We start from the raw sequence: 19439 nt of genomic DNA, 5'->3' as shown, positions 1-19439 counted from the left end.
CAAAGCTATGACAGGAGTTAGAATTTTGGTGGTGGAAGACGAACCACTCATTGCCGATGACATTGCCAACCAACTCAGAATCAACGATTTTGAGATTTCGGCCATTGCCTATGATTACGAAGATGCCGTTTACGAATTGAAGTTCAACGCACCCGATGCCGTGGTGCTGGATATTAATTTGGGTGCTGGCAAAACAGGCGTTGATATTGCCGAAGTCATCAACGAAAAATACGGTTTGCCATTTATTTTTCTTACTTCGTATGCCGATAAAGAAACCCTCGAACGTGCCAAACGCACCGAGCCACTTGGCTATGTAGTAAAGCCGTTTGATGAACGAAACCTAATCGCCACGCTTGAAATAGCCCTTTACAATTTCTCACAAAAGCAAAAAAATACACAACCTGCCCTAAATTTAGATAAAATAAACGCTCGAATTTTATCTCCACTCACTGAGCGTGAATTTGCGGTTTTACAACAGATTTACGAAGGAAAAAGCAACCAACAAATGGCCGATAGTTTGTTTGTTTCTATCAATACCATCAAAACCCAAATCAATAGTATTTACTTGAAAATGGAAGCCAATTCGAGGTCGAGTTTATTGGCAAAATTGAGAGGGTTTTCCTGAAAAATCACCCGAATAGGTGAAAAATAGACTGGTTTTAAGATTGAAATTTGTCATATCAAAACTCAATCTTATCGCCATGAAACAAGTTCTAATTCTTTTTTTACTTTCCTTTACAACATTTGCACAATCAGTTATTCAAAACAATACTTCGAGTATTATTCTCACACCAAATGGAGTACGAACAACATATACGGCTGGCTATGATTCTACCAATACCTCTGCTGGAGCGGATGCTCTGAAATTTAATGTTGGCAAAAAATATAATACTGCTTTTGGGGCAAATGCTCTGAAAAATAATTCGATAAATGCTCCGAGCATAGGTGATAGCGAAAATAATGCAGCATTTGGCTACAATGCTCTTTTAGCTAATACAACTGGCAATGATAATGTAGCTGTAGGTGCAAAAGTATTAGAAGTAAGCTCTATTGGGTTCAATAATGTTGGCATCGGCTCAATGGCACTCAATAAGAGTACAACCGCTACTAATAATGTTGCGGTTGGTTATTCGGCTCTCACGGCTAATCTAACAGGCAGTTTTAATGTAGCCGTGGGTGGAAATTCTCTTGCCAAAAATGCTTTTGGAGTCGATAACACTGCTATTGGATATTTTGCACTAAATGCCAATACATCCTCCTATAATACTTCCGTCGGTAGGAATGCGTTAGGTTCAAATACTACAGGTTTATCAAATACTGCCGTAGGGCATCGTTCACTTAATAATAATACGACAGGTTTGGGTAATGTTTCGCTTGGGCGGTCAGCCAATTATACCAATACTACTGGTTCATATAATGTGGCTATTGGAGCGTTTTCACTTTACAGCAATACCACTTCCGATAAAAATATTTCAATCGGCGACTCTGCCATGTTCTTCAACTCAACGGGCTATAATAATATTGCCATCGGACGTTTAGCCAATGCTTTTGCAACAAGCTCTTATCATAATATAGCCATCGGCGATTCGGCTTTATATGATAATACTTCGGGAAATAGAAATGTGGCAATTGGCAAAAATGCCATGCGAAACACAGTTTATGCCACAAATAATATTGCTTTAGGCGAAAATGCACTCTACAATACTTTCACGAATGATAATGTAGCTATTGGCAAAAATTCTCTTTATAAATCGGCTGGTGGTTACGAAAATATCAGTATCGGCACCAATAATTCGTATGCAAATATTGATGGAAACCACAATACTGCCATCGGCAATTATGCTATGTATGCCAATACAAATGGCAGTAGAAACGTAGTTTTAGGTTATAAAGCTGGTTATGGTTTTTCGGGAAATGATTATTTACTTATCGAAAATTCTGATTCTTCTCAGGTGCTTATTTCAGGAAATTTTGCAGTCAATCGTGTCGGAATCAACCGAGCAGCAGGAGCAATTCTGAACCGCACGGAGACTTTTCAAGTAAATGGTTCAGCTTATAAAAATGATGGAAGTGGCAATTGGAATTTTACATCTGACCGCCGCTTAAAGACAAACATTCAAGCACTTGATAGTCAGGAAATGCTCAATAAAATCATTCATTTGCAAGGCGTTACTTACGAGTGGAATGATAATATCACAAGCGAACAACGCCCCAAAGGAACAATGCACGGTTTTATTGCTCAGAATATAGAAGAAGTGTTTCCGACAAAAGTTCAGCGAGATTCAAAAGGTTATTTATCAAGTAGTTATGGAGATTTTGACCCCATGATTATTGAATCAATCAAAGCCTTGAATCAGAAAATCGAAAATCTTCAAAACGAAAATCTTCAACTAAAATCACATAACGAAAAACTTTTAAAACGCCTTGATAACATTGAAGCAAGATTGAATAATTAAAACCAAACTAATCTATTACCATGAAAAAGAATTTAATCAAATTATCGCTCGTAATTGCATTATTATCAATTGTGAATGTGTCAATGGCACAAGTAAATAAACGCCAAGCCAAACAAAACGCACGAGTGAATCAAGGTCGAGCAAGTGGTGAAATAACAGCCAAAGAAGCAGCTCAAATTCAGCACAAACAAAACGAAGTGCAAGCCATGGAAAATGCGGCTCGCTCAGACGGTAAAGTTACTAAAGCCGAACGTAAAGCCATTAATCACGAGCAAAACGAAGCCAGCCGACAAATTGCTCGTAAGAAATCAAATCGTCGAAATAGAAATTAAACAAACTGCTGTTTTTTATTCCGTTAGTGTTTCACTGACAATTTTTAAATTCTTTTTTAGCCATGAAAACTTTCTTTTTTATCATAGCAATACTTTTTTCTACAAGTGTTTTTGCACAGCCTTCTGAAGCCCAAATCAAGAAAGATGTGGGTAATGCGGGTGTCATTTCATTTAGGTTTACAAAATCTACGGGTACGAAACAATGGAATGAAGACACCAAAAATTGGGAGTACGTAAGAGGTGTAGAAGTTGTCAGAAACTCCGATTTTGCAGGAATCAAACTAATCGTAGCGGGCGATGCCGTTTATCAATATACTGGCGGTGGCGGTTATTCTTACTGGAAATTCCGAACATTATCGAATAAATATGAAGGGATTCCGAACCCAACCGAAACCGAAATTATGACCTTGATAAATGCTAATCCGACTCAGTTTTTTGGAGGAAGGTATTATAGAATGGTTGATTTGCTCGAAAAACCGCATATTTCTGATACTCCCGATTGGCGTTGGCACAAGCCAACATCTGTCGAGTTTAAGATGAAAGCAAAATATGAAACCATGCTTAGTAATACTGAGACAGAAGTAATTGAGCAAACTTTCAATGTCAGATTATATCGAGATGATATAAAAGGTTCTTGGTTAAGATACGTTTCGATGCCATCGAATCTTGCTTCCGAGAAAAAATCTTTTGGAAAGAAAACGTATTCATCGGGCGTGCCTCGAAAAAAAATATAAATTGCCATTGTCAGTGTCCTCACTGACAATTTAAGCCAACTATCTTTAGCCATGAAAATCCAACTATTTGCATTTATTTTCTTTATCAGCACCAATTCTTTTGCTCAAAATATTGGTGAGCTTTTCATGAAAGTACCGAGTCAGTATTTCAAAAATACGCTCACAAACAAGTCAGTAACCAATACAGTCAAGCAAAAATTGCTTTCAACTCAAAAAGCAGATGGTTTTGTGTTGAATTTATATGATGCAAAAAACGGCTACCTCAATTTTATCACCGACACCGATTCAGAATCATTGGCTTTCGTGATGACCTACTGGAAATTTTCTGACGGCTTTCTGATTGCCATTGTAACTCAAAATAGTGGAATGTGTGCCGATATTACCACGGAAATTACTTTTTTGACTTATAAAAACGGTCAATTTCAAGATGTAAGTAAGACTTTCATGCCTAAACTTACGCTCAAAAGCTTTGAATTTGACCCAAAATTTGCCCATGAAATCAAGAAATTCGAGAATCATAAAAATATTGCGTATTGGATTTTGCCCCAAAAAGGTAAAGAGATCAAAATCCGCTCGATGATTTATGAATGTAATGATGATTTTCTGCCTAAACCACTCAATTATTATACACTCGCACCGAGTAGTTTATCGAAATATCAACTCATAAAAAAGCCATTCAATGAAGACGATTTTTAAGTTATTGATTATCAGCACAATATTCAGTTCTTGTCAGAAAAACCAAGAACAGCAGCAAAGCACCGATTCGCTCAAAACCGCCATAGAAATACCCAAGAAAACTCCGCAAAAATTGATGCAAGAGATTGATAGTCAGTTAATTTTTGGCGATTCGCTGCTCAATGAATTTGAAAGTGAAGAGTCGCTCGAAGGTGGTATGGAATATGCTTTTTATGATGAAAATTATCAACTCACTAAGATAAAAAGAGAAAGTTTTGGTGAGACTTATATGAACGTTGACCAATTTTATTTCGATTCAACGGCCAATTTGATTGGCGTAAAATCTGAAAAATTTACTTATAACAGAAGCACTACCGAAGAATCGGAGACTCCGCTCATCTCAACTCCACAAGGTAAGCACATTGTTTGTTTTGAGGGAAACAAAATTGTTTTCTACCAAAAATTGAAGTCAAAACGCAAATTTGAAGACAAAACCGAAGCTCAAGAGGCTGATTATTGGATAAAACGAGCAATGGCATCAGCCAAACAATTTGAGACAAACAAGGAAAGTGATTTTTATGAAAAATTCACTCAATTACAATATGATGAAACCAAAAACTCGCCCATACATATATATAAGTTGAGAGATAAAATGTATTGTCTAAATAATTTCGACGATGAGGTTTTTAAGAATACCCGTTTCGATAAAATAAAAACACCTCAGTTGGGAATTATTGAGTTGACTTACAAACCCGAAACTTCAGGCTGGCACGAAACCCGAACAGGAATGTTGTTCCAATCTTCGGGAGAAGTAAAAGTTGATAAAAAATCTGAAGTGGTAGGAATTGACCATCAAAAGTATTTATTTATTAGTTTTCAATTATTTGAAGGAAACAGCACCTCGAAATATTTCACTGTTATTAATTTGGCAAATCTTTCGAGTACATCGTTAATTATTTCAAGCGGCAAATCTAATGAAGCCACAATCACAAATAGAGCTATTAGAGACTTCTTAAATACAAAAATAATAGACTAATTCGATAGGATTTATTCTTTTAATAGATAATCATAAAAAAACACTCAAGCATTAGTGCTTGAGTGTTTTTTTATGATATATACGCAGATAAGTAAAAATACTTAAAATTAGAATATTGCAATTATATATGGTTGTTTTAAATAATTGTTGAAAACCTATTTTTGTTATTTTTTGTAATATTTTCAAAAATATATTAAATTTTTGAACCTATTTTATGTAAAAAATGAATTTTTGTAATAGAAATATCAAAAAATGAAACATGTGTGAAATTATGTTTTCGTTAAGTGTATTTATGATATTTTATTGATATTTATCTAATAATTGTATTTTTCAAATTAAATATGATAAATAATTAATTATTTTTAATAAAAACTCATTTTTTTTTGATAAAAATTTTTTTATTCGATTTACACTTGATACTTTTAGTCATTGATTCTTTGATAAGTACAACAACTCTTCATCAAGCTCTTCTTTTCCGACCGCAATAGGGAAGTTGCTTGAAGCCTAAAAATACTACGCTTAAAATGCGGAATTTGGAGTGCAACAAAAGCATTTCATAATTAAAACTGATGGCAGGAAACCATCGAGCCAAGAAAACTAAGATTATATAAAGTTGAATTTTCTACACGCAGAATTTTCGACTCAAAAGATACACTTTATCCAAACTGGCCCCTATAATAATTTCCCTTTAGGCCGATTGTTACGAAACCGAGCGGTCGGAGTCTCGTAATAATTCGGCTGAAAAGGGAACAACAAACTAACTTAAACCAAACATTTATGATGAAGAATTTCTACCTATTAGTTTGCTTGCTATTATCGTCAGCGATAATAGCACAGGATAAGGTTATTTCGGGAGTCGTTGGCTCTGAAAGCGAGGGCGTTTTGCCTGGAACTTCGGTTACTGTAAAAGGAACTTCTTTTGGAACTGTTACGGACGCTAATGGTAAATTTTCGTTGAAAGTGCCAGCAGGTGGTGCTTTTCTTACTTTTAGTGCTATTGGGTATGTCACTACTGACATTAAAATTGATAATAAAACTACATTTGATATAACGTTACAGCCCGATACAAAAACCTTAAATGAGGTTGTTGTAACGGCTCTTGGTATTTCGAGAGAGAAAAAATCACTCGGTTATTCACAGCAAGAACTCAAAGGCGAAAGCTTGGTTGAAGCTCGCTCAAATAACATTGCCAACGGGCTTGCTGGTAAAATGGCTGGTGTAAGAATTGCCGCTAATGGTGGCCCGGGAAGTGGTTCAACTATTCAAATTCGTGGTGCTTCTTCGGTTTCTGGTAATAATCAACCACTTATCGTTGTTGACGGTGTGCCGATTCAACAACAATTCGACAAACAATTTGGTGGTGGTATTTCAGAAGTTAGCCCCGATAATATCAAAGATATTTCGGTTTTAAAAGGACCAAATGCTGCTGCTCTTTATGGCTCACGTGCCGCTAACGGCGTAATTTTGATTACAACCAAAGATGGTGCTGGTACAAAAGGACTTGGTATCGAGTATAACTCAAACTTTACGGCTGAGCGTCCGTTGGTTAAACCAAATTTTCAAAATAGCTACGGTGGTGGTTCGGGTTATGTAACTTGGTATTCAGATGGTTGGAGTGGTGTGATTGCCCCTGATGCCTATGACCAATACAAAGCTGCTTACGGAACAGTAAGACCTGGCTCAACAACGGGTACTGACGGTACTGACGAAAGCTGGGGAGCTCCACTTGATGGCCGTTTGGTTAGACAATGGTTTACGGGAAAGGATGTTGCTCCGCTTACGCCACAACCAAATAACTGGGACGAATACTGGCAAACTGGTACTACTTTATCGAATAATTTAGCTCTTTCGGGTGGAAATGATAAAGGTAGCTTCAGATTAAGTATTGGTCGTCTTGACCAAAAAGGTTTGATGGCTTTTAATGATTTCTATAGAAATAACTTTAAGATCAATTCAAATTATAAGGTTTCTAAATTCATAACTGCTGTTGTATCTGGTGAATATGTGAAATCGGGTGGTAATCGTACTTATCAAAGTGGTGACCAATTTATCTGGTCGCACCGCCACGTTTCTTGGGATCAACTGGCAAATTATGCGGATTATGCCGATGTGCATATTCAAAGAGCTGTGGCAGGAAGATTACCTGACAATGACCCTGCAAACTGGCAGCATACATTCTTCACGAATCCGTTTTATACAAGCGAAAAATTGCCTTTTACGAATGATAAAGACCGTTTAGTCGGAAACATTGCCTTAAACTTTGCCATCTCACCAGAATTGAAATTAATGCTCAGAAGCGGTACAGATATGTGGTCTGATACCCGTATCAATATTATTAACTTTGATAGAGTTCGTAACGGAAACCGTACACCTGGTCGTTATTCGGAGGAAGTTTTACGCCGCCAAGAAACCAACCACGATGCCTTATTATCTTATGAAAAATCACTCACAAAAGATTTTCATTTGGTGGCTTCGGCTGGTGCAGCTCAGAGAAGCAATTATTACAAACGTAATTTTGCCAACGTTAATGAATTAGTTGTTGATGGTGTTTATAACTTAGCCAACTCAAACCCAAGCCAAAATACAATTGATAGTCGTATCGAAAAAGCCGAAGTACAAAGTGTTTATGGTTCATTACAATTGGGCTATTTGAATGCTTTATTCTTAGATGCAACTGCTCGTAACGACTGGTCGAGTACGCTTCCATCAAATGCTCGTTCGTATTTCTACCCATCAGTTTCGTTGAGTGGTGTGATTACTGACCTTATTAATTATCCTAAAGATATTCTTTCTTATGGAAAAGTAAGAGCAAGCTGGGCTCAAGTAGGTAACGATGCTGACCCGTATCAACTGGCACAAACTTTCCGTGCGGGTGGTTCGTGGAATAGCTCATTACCAGCCTATTATGAAAATTTGACAATCTCAAATGCCACTTTGAAACCTGAAATTACAACGGGTATAGAGTTAGGTTTAGATTTGAAATTCTTGAAAAACCGTATCGGATTAGACTTCACTTACTATAATCAGTCAACTAAAAACCAAATTCTCGGAGTAGAAATCTCGAAGGCCAGTGGCTATGACAAACGTATCTTAAACGCAGGTCAAATCACTAATCAAGGCATCGAGATTATGCTCTCAGGAAAAGTGCTTGAAGCAAATTCATTCAAGTGGGATATAGCCGTGAATTATTCTCGTAACCGCAATAAAGTAATCGCGTTGGCCGAAGGTCTAACAACCTATACACTCCAAGAGCGTAGAGGTTTGACTTCAATTGCCCAAGTAGGAATGCCTTACGGTGCGTTGTTTGGTATTGGTTTCAAACATGCTCCTGATGGTCAAATTGTTTATGCCAATGGCTTACCAGTAGTGGAAACTACACCAAGAATCTTGGGTAATATCCAACCTGATTGGATGGGAGGTATCTCAAATACTTTCACTTACAAGAAATTTACATTAACAGCTTTGATTGATGCAAAAATCGGCGGAGATATTTTCGACGAAGGTACAGGTACCGCTCGTTGGACTGGTCAATATGCTGAAACAGCCGTTGGTCGTGAAGAAGGTATTATCGGAAAAGGCGTAATGAATATTGGAACTACCGAAAATCCTCAGTATGTACCAAACGACGTGATTGTAGCAACCAACCAATTGATTGGCTATAACAACCCTCGTCGTTATCACGAAGCAGCAATCTTCGATGCTTCTTATGTCAAATTACGTGAAGTTTCATTTGGATATACTATTCCTAAATCGGTTTTATCAAAGCTACACTTACAGAACGCTAAACTTTCGATTGTAGGTAGAAACTTGGCTATTTTATTCAAAAATACGCCACACATCGACCCAGAAGTTGACCGTTTCGGAGCTAACCAACAAGGTTTTGCTTATGGCGAATTACCAAATTCAAGAAGTGTAGGTGCAAACCTTTCGATTAGTTTTTAAGTGAAAAGCGATTAGCTTTTAGCCATTAGTCTTTAGCTTTTTAAAAGAAATAATTAAGCTAAATGCTAAAAGCTAATCGCCAACAGCTTTATTATCTACCTAAAATTTTGACAAATATGAAACTCAATAAAATTATATATTCATTCGCATTTGTTGGTTTGCTTTCATCGGTTAGTTCTTGTACGGAAGATTTCGATGAAATGAATACCGACCCAAATAACCCAACGGCTATCGGAGCTCAATATTTGTTTCCTTATGCTACCGAAAAAGCAGTTGATAGATATTGGGGGGGGAATGTTCGTTTTGAGCGTTTGAACCTTGATGGAGCAATGCTTTGGGTGCAATATTTAGCACGTAATATTTACTCAAACGAAGGCGATAATTACGGTATTACGCCAACGTTCTATAACAATACTTGGAAGTCACTTTATAATGATGGCTTGTTGAATTTTCAAAGAATCATTACTGAAACGAGTGAAACTGGCAAAAGTCCGAACAAAAACTACGAAGGTGCTGCTCTCGTAATGCGTTCGTGGACATTTTCACTTTTAACAGATTTGTACGGTGCAATTCCTTACACAGAATCTATTAAAGGAACGGCTGAAACGCCAATTTACACACCTGCTTATGACCCAATGGATAAAGTTTATGCAGGAATCTTGGCTGATTTGAAACTTGCAAATGAGAAATTGACAGTTGGTGGGCCAGCTATTTCGGGAGATATTATCTACAATGGTGACATTTTGAAATGGAAGAAATTTGCTAACTCGCTTCGTTTGCGTTTGGCGAATCGTCAAGCAGCTAAAAAATCGGCTGAATCTAAGGCAATTATGAACGAAATCCTTTCAGATGCTACCAAATATCCGATTTTTACAAGCAATGCCGATAATGCACTTTTAGCAAATACGGCTTCTCGCCCAAGTAATAATGAATGGAACGAAGTAATGATTGTTGGTAGTCGTACTGACTGGAGTATCAGTAAAACGGTTGTTGATAAACTAACGGCTTTGGGTGATACTCGTTTGGGCGTTTTTGCAACAAAAAATAAGGCAGGTGGCTACGAAGGTATTCCGAATGGTTTGCCTGATGCAATCGCTACTACATATTTGAGTTCGGCTTCAGTATTGACAGATTATTTCACGAAAGCAAATGCTCCAAGTATCATTATGACTTTCAGTGAATTGAATTTCATTTTGGCCGAAGCAGCATTCGATGGTGATATTACAGTAGGCAAAGCAGATGATTATTTCAAAAAAGGAATTGATGCTTCATTTACGCAGTTTGGCATCACAACTCCAGCTACTTATTTGACAACAGTTGGAGCGATTTCTAAAGAAAAAATCATCGAACAAAAATGGATTGCTCTTTTCGGACAAGGTGTTGAGGCTTGGACAGAGTTCCGTCGCACAGGTTTTCCTAAGTTTTCTCCACGTGATGCCAGAGCGGTATTTGAAAACGATGGTGTTGTGCCAACTCGTTTGCCGTATCCAACTACTGAATATTCGTTGAATAAAGCAAAACTTGACGAAGGTATCAAAATCAATGGAGCTGATAACATGAAAACCAAACTTTGGTGGACGGAGTAAATTCAAACAATATTTTCGTAGGGGCGTATCGCATACGCCCCGTATTCAAAAACATAAACGAATTTCAACATGAAGAAAATACTATTTTTTAGCACTATACTTTTAGGATTTGTAGCAACCTCATGTAAAGTTGACGACCCATTTGTTGACAGAGTTGTAGCACCAGTTTTGGTAATTTTTGAAGATCCAACTGGTAAAACCAATGGCCTAACTACCGAACCAGCCATTGTTTCATCTGCTTCGGCCGACGCTTCAATCACTGTGCGTTTGTTAGAATTAAACAAAGATGGTTTACTTGATTTCAAAGTAGGTATTGATAGCATTCCTGCTACGGCTGTTCCAGTAACATTTAAACTCAGAAACGGTACAAAAATTTCGGATGTGACAACTGATGGTACTGGTCGCTCAACATTGAAAATTTCTTGGAAATCGCTTGGTATTGCTACGCCAGCGGTAGGTTCTTCGGTTCAGTTAGCTTGTTCGGCAACGTACAAAGAAGTATCGTTTACAAAATATTTTAGATTAACAGCAACAAAGTAAATTAATGAATAATGTAAAATGGATAATTGAAAATGTTTTGATTATCAATAGTTTATAAAGTTCTTATTTGTCCATTGAATATTCATTTTACATTATCAATTATTCATTCTTAATTCAAAAAAAGTCTCTATTCAAATAACAAAAAAACTAAGAATACAATGAGCAACATGATTAACAGACGTAGTTTATTAAAGACAGGTTTAATGACAATCGGCGGAATGGCACTTGCTCCGCACATCTCAATGGGTGCATTTTCGGGTGCAAATTTCAGTCTCGATGAAAAAAGCAGACTTTATTATAGCCCGCTTTTGAGAGAGCATTTTTTAGATGAAAGACCAGACGTAACGGCAATGATGGCTCGCTTGAATGCTAACGAAAACCCTTACGGGCCACCAGAAAGCACAAGAAAAGCAGTTGCCGAGTCAGTTTCGGGCGGAAATCGTTATTCATGGAAAGAATTGGCAACTTTGGTTGACAAATTGGCTAAGAAAGAAGGCGTAACCGACAAGCACATCATGATGGGGCCAGGTTCGTCAGATTTGCTCGAAAAAGTAGCTTTGGTATTGTTCATGAATGGTGGAAACGTTGTTTCGGCTGACCCAACTTATATGTCATTGATTCGTGTAGCTGAGTCGGTTGGTGCAACTTGGAAAGCGATTCCGTGTAAATCAGACTGGTCGCATGACTTGAAAGCGATGGAAGCAGCTATTGATAAGGATACTAAAATGGTTTATATCTGTAATCCTAACAATCCAGTTGGTAGCATTACAGCAGGAAAAGATTTATTAGATTTCTGTTCAAGAGTATCTGAAAAAGTACCAGTTTTTGTTGATGAAGCATACCTCGAATTGGCCGAAGGAACAGGCACAGAAAGTATGGTTTCTTTGTTGGCTCAAAAGAAAAACGTAATCATTGCTCGTACATTCTCAAAAATCATGGGTATGGCTGGGCTTCGTGTTGGTTATGCAGTAGCTCAACCAGAATTCTTGGATAAAATCCAGAAAATCACAAGAGGTGGAATGGGTATATCTCATACTTCAGTTTTAGGTGCAATTGCAAGTTTTGAAGACACTGGCTTCCAAGCAATGACCAAAAAATTAAACACCGAATGTAAAGAATATTTGTATGAAAACCTTACAAAAATGGGCTACAAATACATTCCATCTTATACCAACTTTGTAATTTTTCCAATCAACATGAATGGTAAGGATTTTTTAGGAAAGATGGCTGCAAAAGGAATAATGGTGCGTGCGTTTGATATTCAGAACAAGCCGTGGTGCCGTGTGAGTATGGGAACGATGGACGAAATGAAGTCTTTTGTAAAAGCACTGGGCGAATTATCTTAGTTTTTTTGTCATAGGTTAGAGTGATTTGGGGGAGTTAATGACTCCTCCAAATTTTATACTTTACAAGTTGTTAATAATCAGTGGTTTAATTGAAAAGGTGACACTGTGAAGTAAGTAATTCTTAATCGCTACGGCGAACCGTTCTACATTTTTCATTATTAATTAAAATTATGGTTGAGGCTGTACAAAAAACACTTATCCTCCTCCTACTTATTGGACTGGGATTGGCTCTGAGGAGTAAAATAAAAAACAAAACCGAAATAAATGGTATCAAAGAAATTATCTTGTCAATCGCATTACCTTCAACGGTTTTCATTGCATTGATGGGTATCAAAATTAGTGCGTCCTTACTTATCTACCCTGTGCTTGTACTTGCTTTTAATTTCTTTATTTACTTAACAGCTCCTTATTTTTTGCCAATTTTTGGCATCGAAAAAGATAGTTCGGCTGGGCGTACGCTCACAATGTTGTTGCCTTCACTCGCACCAGGGCTTTCGAGTTTTCCGTTTATCAATGAGTTTCTCGGCGATGAATCTTTGGCATTGGCCGCCATGGGTGATGTGGGAAATAAGTTTTTTGCTTTAAACTTTCTCTACTTTGTAGCTATGAAAATGTACCTCAAAAATAACCAAACTGAGGAGGTAGAAGAAAAAGGAAAAGTAAAAAGTTTATTGCTAAGTTTAGTAAAGGAGCCAATCAATATTATTATGCTTTTGGCTATTATTTTTCTTTCGGTAGGAATCAATATGAAGTCATTACCATCGGCAATTTCCGAATTATTTAACCGTGCCAGTAGTCTTATGACTCCTTTGGTGTTGATTTATATCGGTTTGGCCGTGCAATTCAAAGAAGGAAAAATCAAACTTGTAAGTTCGATTTTATTATTCAGAGCGGGTATCACGATACTTTTCAGCGTTCTGATTATCAATATCTTTAACATCACTACTCCTAACCTAATTTTACTTGCAGTCGTAGTACCGTTGAGTTCGTGTAGTTTTTGGCCTTTTGCTCATATTTCGGCGATCAATCTCAAAGAAGAGGACAAAAACTATTTAAAAGAAAGAAAAACTTTTGATATGAACTTAGCGGTACTGATTTTGGCTTTTTCGTTGCCACTCTCTACGATTTTAGTAATGGGTATTTTAGCATCAGGTCAGTTTTTTGCTCAAACGAGTACCTTATTAGTTACAGGTTTGATTTTCACGGGTTTAGGACTTGCTCCTCACATGCTCAAAAAATCAAAAACATTCCTGAAACTCTCAAAAGTGTCAAGTTAATTTAAGGTTGAATAGATAAGCTAAGTCCACCAGCTTTTATTTTGTTTCAGAAACACCATCTAACTAAACTAAATACCAAAACTATCTGCCACGTTGCTCGAAAGAGTAGTGTGGCTTTTTTGTGGCGAATACCCTTTCAAAATACCAAAATTAGATACTGTTTTCTAAAGCAAACTTGATAAGTTCAGTCGATTTGGTAATCGAAAGTTTGTAATAGATATTTTTTCGATGCGTTTTGACGGTTTCGAGACCCAGAAATAGTTTCTCGGCAATTTCGGTAGTATTCATACCGTCTTTAATCATCCTTATTATCTCGATTTCTCGTGGAGTCAACGAAAATTGTTTTACAAAAAAATCATCGTGATGTAGGTTTTGTCGGAGCTGATTTAGTTTTGGGTCGTAGTAATTTACACCATTCAGTACACTATCAATACCAAGAATTAATTCCTCTTTGGTTGAGTTTTTTAGTAAATAGCCATCTACTTTTAATTGTTTCGACTGCTCAATAAATCGTGGCTCGGTGTACATAGAAACAAAAACAATCTTGATAGTCTCGAATGCTTTTCTTAGTTCTGTTGTCAAATCAAAACCATTGATTGATGGTAAATTAATGTCCAGTAAAATTACATCGGGCCTTGTGACCATAACCATCATCAATACATCTTTTCCATCAAATACTTGGCCGACGATGTTATAGTGGTCAGAGATAAGTTGTTTTACACCTTCATTAAACAGTGTATGGTCATCTGCTATGAGCAGTTTAGGTTTCATTATTGGCTACTTTTTTGGGACTTCAATCGTTACTGTTGTTCCTTTGGGGCTTGAATCAATGTTAAGTTTTGCACCCAGAAATTCAACTCTCGAATTTATATTCTTTAGTCCACTTCCCCAATTATTTTTGTCTGATTTTATTCCGATTCCATCATCTTCAACCAAAATTTGTAGAGTTTCTTGATAATAGATTAACTGAATGATAGCATTTTGGGCTTTTGAATGTTTGAGTATATTATTGATTAATTCGGTAATTATTCGATAAATATTTAGTTTAATATCTTGATGTAAGCGTTGTTTTTCTCCGAAAGTGATAAAAGTGAAATTTATATTTGACACATGTTGAATTCTATCAATGGTATTTTTGATTGAAATTATGAGTCCATCATTTTCGAGTTCGGGAGGAGAGAGGTTGCGGGAAATATATCTCAAATCATCAATAGCTTTTTCCACTAAATTTATGGCTTCTTGACTGGCTTTTTCGTTGGCTATTTTGCCTTTAATAGCCGAAAGGGTTCCACCTAAATCGTCATGAAGGTCTTTAGCGAGACGTTGGCGTTCGGTTTCTTGAGTTTGGATTACTTGCTTGACTAACTGGTTCTGCGAATTTGATAAGGAAAGTTTTAATTCAGTCGCTTTGCGATTAATACTCAGGGTTCGGAATATAAAAAATACCAAAACTACACCAAGTATCACTATAAAGATTAGGATATTTCTTTGGTATCTTTGTTTTTCATTCTCTTTGATGAGGGCAATGGTTTTTAGTTCATTTATTTCAGATTCTTTTTTTTCGAGATTGTATTTTTCTTCAATGTCCTTAAAACTTTTGCTAAGCTCTTGGGTATTAATTTTTTCTTTTAGCTCAGAAGATTTCTCGAATGCTTGAATGGCTTTGCTGAGTTGTCCCAAACCTTTATAAATCTGATAAAGTCTATAATAATGATTGTAATGGTCGTGTATGGAGCGACTAAGTAAAATATTTTGATATTGCTTTTCTGATTCGAGAGCTTCTAAAAATCGTTTTTGCTGAATATTATAAGAGCTAATTTCAGAATAAATCTTATGTTCGAGATAGTTTGCGTACCCACCATACGCAGGATTATTGTTTTGTTTGAATAATTTTAAACTATGCTGGAACTTACGCTTCATATTGAGATGCAAATAACAAATTGTTAAATGTGCCCAATTTGCTCCTTCGCTATAATATCCCAAATTTCTATTTCCATGTTTTTCAAATAAAACTGACTGTGTTTCAAAGTACGGAAGTGCTTTTTTGTAATTACCTATCAGAATGTAATAATCACCTTTTAAGGCATTTACTTTATGGATTACCTCCCAAATTTCGTGTTCTTTAGCAATTTTTAAGGCTTTGTTTAGGTAGTCAAAGGCATTTTGGTTGTTGTTTTTTATTTTGTAGTAAAGCAGCTTTTCAGCTAAGTTGATATTAAGCCAACATTGCTCGTATGGGGCTAAGATATGTCCTTTTTTAGAATCAAGGTCTTTTAGTATATAATAAGAAGAATCAATTTTGCCTTTAACAATTGGAATCTGAGATTGATAGACCGTTAGTACATATTCCCCTTGTGTCCAATTATAATTTTTAAAAGAAGTTCTTAATTGTTCAGTTGTTTTGAATAACCTAAGGTTGTTAGATTGCGTTTCTGGATTTAATAGACTTTCTTGGACAAATAATGTATCTGATTTTCTGAAAATTAGAGTGTCATTTTTAAAACTTGTTGGCTGCTGTTGCAAAATAGAAATTTCTTTCTTCAAACGTTCTATCATTTTAGTTCTCTCAGCTTTCGGTAGAAAAACAATATGCTGCGAATAGCTGGGTATTGCCTTAGCTAAATAAATGAATGTGAGGATAGAAACCTTAAACAAAAACTTCATACTGGTATCTTTCTAATGAGAGCGTAAAATTCAATCAACAAAAATATACTGTTCAGACAGTAGATAAAATCCCCCGAAAGGGGTATTGTAAGGCTATTAGTTCGTCTCGAATTTTGTAAAAGTATTTTAAGCCAAAGATAATTATGACTCGCCTAAATCTTCCGCCAGTACAAGATATTGCTTTTTTGCGAGCTTCGGTAAACTACACTGAATTTCACTTGACCGATGGTCGGAAAATCATCAGTAGTTATACACTTACTCGTCACGAAAATCGTGTAGAAGGTTTTCTGCGTATCAATAAGTCGTATCTGATAAACCCAATTTACATCGAAAAAGTGAATGTAGTCGGTAATAAAAAAGAAGTCCAACTTAAAAACGGTGAGCGTATTGTGGTGAGTAGGCGGAGGAGAGGGGTGGTGGATGGTTTGTAAGAGTTCTGATTAAAATGATGTTAAATTCATAAAATTATATAAAATGAAAAAGTTTTTATTCTTTTTGTTTTTCCCTTTACTCATTAAAGCACAAGTTAGTCTTTCTGGCAGTTCAATATCTTCTTTGAGTTACTGTTCATCGGGTTCGGTCAACCAAACTTATAGCCTTTCGGGTAGTCATGATGGTAAGAATCGGTACATTTATTCATTTAGTGGACAATACGGAGTAGGATGTCAATTTATTATCCGCTGGAACTCTACAAATATAACTTGGGATTTAGTACAAAGAAATCAATCTGGGCCATCTACTTTTGAAGAAAATATATTGAGTTCGGTAGCTGGTGACACGAGTGACCCTCCATGTGGTTCTGCTTTCGGCGGAACAATTACTGGAGAGAGTTGCTCCGCAAATTGTACAAATTCAATGGTTGTGAATGGCCCTTCAACTCTTTGTTCGGGTACTTCAACTATGCTTACTGCAACAGGTTGTAGCGGCACGGTCACATGGAATAATGGTAGTACAGGCACAAATCTTTTGGTTTCACCAACCACGACCACTACTTATACTGCTTCTTGTAGTACAGTAGGCGTATGTAGTAGTTCGACTACAATCTCTGTCAATAATACACCGAATGCACTTGTTATCAATTCAAACAATACAAGCTATTGCTCGGGAGCAACCGCCATACTTACAGCATCTTCTTGTGGGGGGACAGTCTTGTGGAGTAATGGTGCCACTGGACTCCAAATTTCAACAACTACTGATGGTGTTTTTACAGCAACTTGTAATCAAAATGGATGTAACAGTCCGCAGAGTAATAGTTTACCGATTTCTTTTCATTCAACACCAACAATTTCTGGAAATAGTTGCGTTGGTTCACAACTCGTAGCAACGGGTTTTGGTAATGCTCCACTTCAGTGGCTTCGAGATGGAATAGAGGTTACAGGAGCTACAAATGTCAATTTTACTCCAAATCAAGCAGGAACATATCAAGTAGTAACTACCTCAGAAAAAGGCTCTTGGACGGTTTTGCCTTTTTCGGTAAATTTTGTTATGAATAGTGTTTTTTTTGTTGATGCTGCTCAAGGGTGGATTGTTGGTAGTAGTGGAAATATTTACAAAACTGTGGATGGTGGAACAACTTGGACACAACAACTAAGTGGTACTACATCATCGCTTCATTCAGTATTCTTTACTAATAAAACTGATGGGTTAATAGTTGGGCAAAATGGTACAATTCTCAGAACAACCAATGCTGGAGTTACTTGGTCGGCTGTTGCAAGTGGTACAATTAACACTCTTTATGATGTATATTTCTCTGACACCAATAATGGTTGGGCTGTGGGTGGTCAATATATAGTCTTGAAAACAACCAATGGGGGGGCTTCTTGGACAGTTGCAACTCTTGATAATTCTGTAACAGCATCTGATTATTATTCTGAGGTTCAATTTATAGATGCCAATGTCGGTTATGTTTCGGGTGGGAAATCTGATTTTTCAGAAGGTATCGTGAAAAAAACAATTGATGGCGGAACAACTTGGAGTACATCATTTTCGCAAATTAATAATTCGTTTATTTACGGATTATCGTTCATAAATGCTAATATCGGATGGATAGGAGGGATTATTGCAGGGTCAGCACCGTATGCCCAAAAAACAACGGATGGTGGCAGTAATTGGACAAATATTTCTTTTTCAGGACAGAGTTTAGTTGACGGAATCAGAGGAGTGTATTTTCTGGATGCAAATCGAGGATGGTTCATTGCTTCTAATAATTCGATGGGTAATTCTATTTACTCGACCCGAGATGGTGGCTTATCATTTACTCGCGAGTATATCAGTAATGCCTCTCAGGCATCTTCGGTATCTATCAGCAGAGATATTTTTATGCTACCCGATGGTAATAGTGGTTGGGTTGTAGGTCATAATCCTTCATTTAATCGAGCCTTTATAATGAAATACTCCAATAAAGTATGTCTTTCTAATACAATTGTAGTTAATAATAATATTCCGTCATCACCAACTTTGAATCTCTCTGGAAACCAAACGCTTTGTCCTAATACCTCAATTAATTTGACCGCAAGTGGTTGTGAAGGAAGCGTGAATTGGAGTAATAGTAGTACGGGTACCTCACTGAATATCACGCAAATAGGTACTTATTCGGCAACTTGTACAACGATTTGTGGTACAAGTTCTCCAAGTAGTCAAGTGGTAATAGTAGCGAATCCTACGACACAAAATCTTTCAGGTGTTGCTGTTAGTAGTGATATAAGAGCAGACCAAACAATTATATCAACTCAAATGATAAATACAGGAATTAATACTACTTATCGTGCTGGTAATAGTATTTCGCTTAATTCGAGTTTTGAAGCAAAAATAGGAGCTGTCTTCAAAGCCGAAATTGGTGGGTGTAATTGAA

General features: G+C 36.7%; 15 protein-coding genes. 13 read left to right on the top strand and 2 right to left on the bottom strand.

Going from position 1 to position 19439, the window contains the following annotated elements:
- Positions 1 to 7: 7 nt before the first annotated feature.
- From ABR854_RS03010 to ABR854_RS02960, 11 genes are all read left to right on the top strand, one after another.
- Positions 8 to 625: a response regulator transcription factor gene (locus tag ABR854_RS03010; RefSeq protein WP_350263870.1), complete on the top strand. Its 618-nt coding sequence runs from the start codon at positions 8 to 10 to the stop codon at positions 623 to 625.
- A 76-nt stretch (positions 626 to 701) separates the two neighbouring features.
- Positions 702 to 2456, top strand: coding sequence for a tail fiber domain-containing protein (locus tag ABR854_RS03005; RefSeq protein WP_350263869.1), 1755 nt, complete (start codon positions 702 to 704; stop codon positions 2454 to 2456).
- Positions 2457 to 2476: 20 nt separating this feature from the next.
- Entirely contained in the window at positions 2477 to 2788 is a 312-nt protein-coding gene (locus ABR854_RS03000) for a hypothetical protein (protein WP_350263868.1), read from the top strand.
- Between the two features lie 62 nt (positions 2789 to 2850).
- The gene (locus ABR854_RS02995; RefSeq protein WP_350263867.1) at positions 2851 to 3522 is read left to right on the top strand and encodes a hypothetical protein; all 672 of its coding nucleotides are present in this window, start codon (positions 2851 to 2853) and stop codon (positions 3520 to 3522) included.
- A gap of 51 nt (positions 3523 to 3573) precedes the next feature.
- Positions 3574 to 4218 carry a hypothetical protein gene (locus ABR854_RS02990; RefSeq protein WP_350263866.1) on the top strand — a complete coding sequence of 215 codons (645 nt, stop codon included), beginning with the start codon at positions 3574 to 3576 and terminating at the stop codon, positions 4216 to 4218.
- Positions 4202 to 5233: a hypothetical protein gene (locus ABR854_RS02985; RefSeq protein WP_350263865.1), complete on the top strand. Its 1032-nt coding sequence runs from the start codon at positions 4202 to 4204 to the stop codon at positions 5231 to 5233. Before ABR854_RS02990 ends, ABR854_RS02985 begins: the two co-directional genes overlap by 17 nt.
- Before the next feature lie 777 nt (positions 5234 to 6010).
- Complete coding sequence (locus tag ABR854_RS02980; RefSeq protein ID WP_350263864.1) at positions 6011 to 9175, top strand: SusC/RagA family TonB-linked outer membrane protein; 3165 nt, start codon at positions 6011 to 6013, stop codon at positions 9173 to 9175.
- 116 nt (positions 9176 to 9291) lie between these two features.
- The gene (locus ABR854_RS02975) at positions 9292 to 10761 is read left to right on the top strand and encodes a SusD/RagB family nutrient-binding outer membrane lipoprotein (RefSeq protein ID WP_350263863.1); all 1470 of its coding nucleotides are present in this window, start codon (positions 9292 to 9294) and stop codon (positions 10759 to 10761) included.
- A gap of 69 nt (positions 10762 to 10830) precedes the next feature.
- Complete coding sequence (locus tag ABR854_RS02970; protein ID WP_350263862.1) at positions 10831 to 11301, top strand: hypothetical protein; 471 nt, start codon at positions 10831 to 10833, stop codon at positions 11299 to 11301.
- A 158-nt stretch (positions 11302 to 11459) separates the two neighbouring features.
- Positions 11460 to 12647: a pyridoxal phosphate-dependent aminotransferase gene (locus tag ABR854_RS02965; protein ID WP_350263861.1), complete on the top strand. Its 1188-nt coding sequence runs from the start codon at positions 11460 to 11462 to the stop codon at positions 12645 to 12647.
- A gap of 170 nt (positions 12648 to 12817) precedes the next feature.
- The gene (locus ABR854_RS02960; RefSeq protein WP_350263860.1) at positions 12818 to 13924 is read left to right on the top strand and encodes an AEC family transporter; all 1107 of its coding nucleotides are present in this window, start codon (positions 12818 to 12820) and stop codon (positions 13922 to 13924) included.
- Between the two features lie 150 nt (positions 13925 to 14074).
- Here the strand turns inward: ABR854_RS02960 and ABR854_RS02955 are convergent, their stop codons facing one another.
- Positions 14075 to 14695 (bottom strand): response regulator, encoded by a 621-nt coding sequence (locus ABR854_RS02955; protein WP_350263859.1) that lies wholly within the window; start codon positions 14693 to 14695, stop codon positions 14075 to 14077.
- Between the two features lie 6 nt (positions 14696 to 14701).
- The gene (locus tag ABR854_RS02950) at positions 14702 to 16480 is read right to left on the bottom strand and encodes a sensor histidine kinase (RefSeq protein ID WP_350263858.1); all 1779 of its coding nucleotides are present in this window, start codon (positions 16478 to 16480) and stop codon (positions 14702 to 14704) included.
- A gap of 251 nt (positions 16481 to 16731) precedes the next feature.
- Here ABR854_RS02950 and ABR854_RS02945 point away from each other — a divergent pair, with 251 nt between their 5' ends.
- Together ABR854_RS02945 and ABR854_RS02940 are read left to right on the top strand one after the other, a co-directional pair.
- A complete protein-coding gene (locus ABR854_RS02945) occupies positions 16732 to 17019 on the top strand; it encodes a LytTR family transcriptional regulator DNA-binding domain-containing protein (RefSeq protein WP_350263857.1) in 288 nt (95 codons plus the stop codon).
- A gap of 43 nt (positions 17020 to 17062) precedes the next feature.
- Positions 17063 to 19438: a YCF48-related protein gene (locus ABR854_RS02940; RefSeq protein WP_350263856.1), complete on the top strand. Its 2376-nt coding sequence runs from the start codon at positions 17063 to 17065 to the stop codon at positions 19436 to 19438.
- Position 19439 lies beyond the last annotated feature (1 nt).

This window comes from Emticicia sp. W12TSBA100-4 (assembly GCF_040253585.1).
GTDB lineage: Bacteria > Bacteroidota > Bacteroidia > Cytophagales > Spirosomataceae > Emticicia.
Note: the sequence above shows the minus strand (reverse complement) of the source record. Positions and strands in the feature narration are given on the sequence as shown.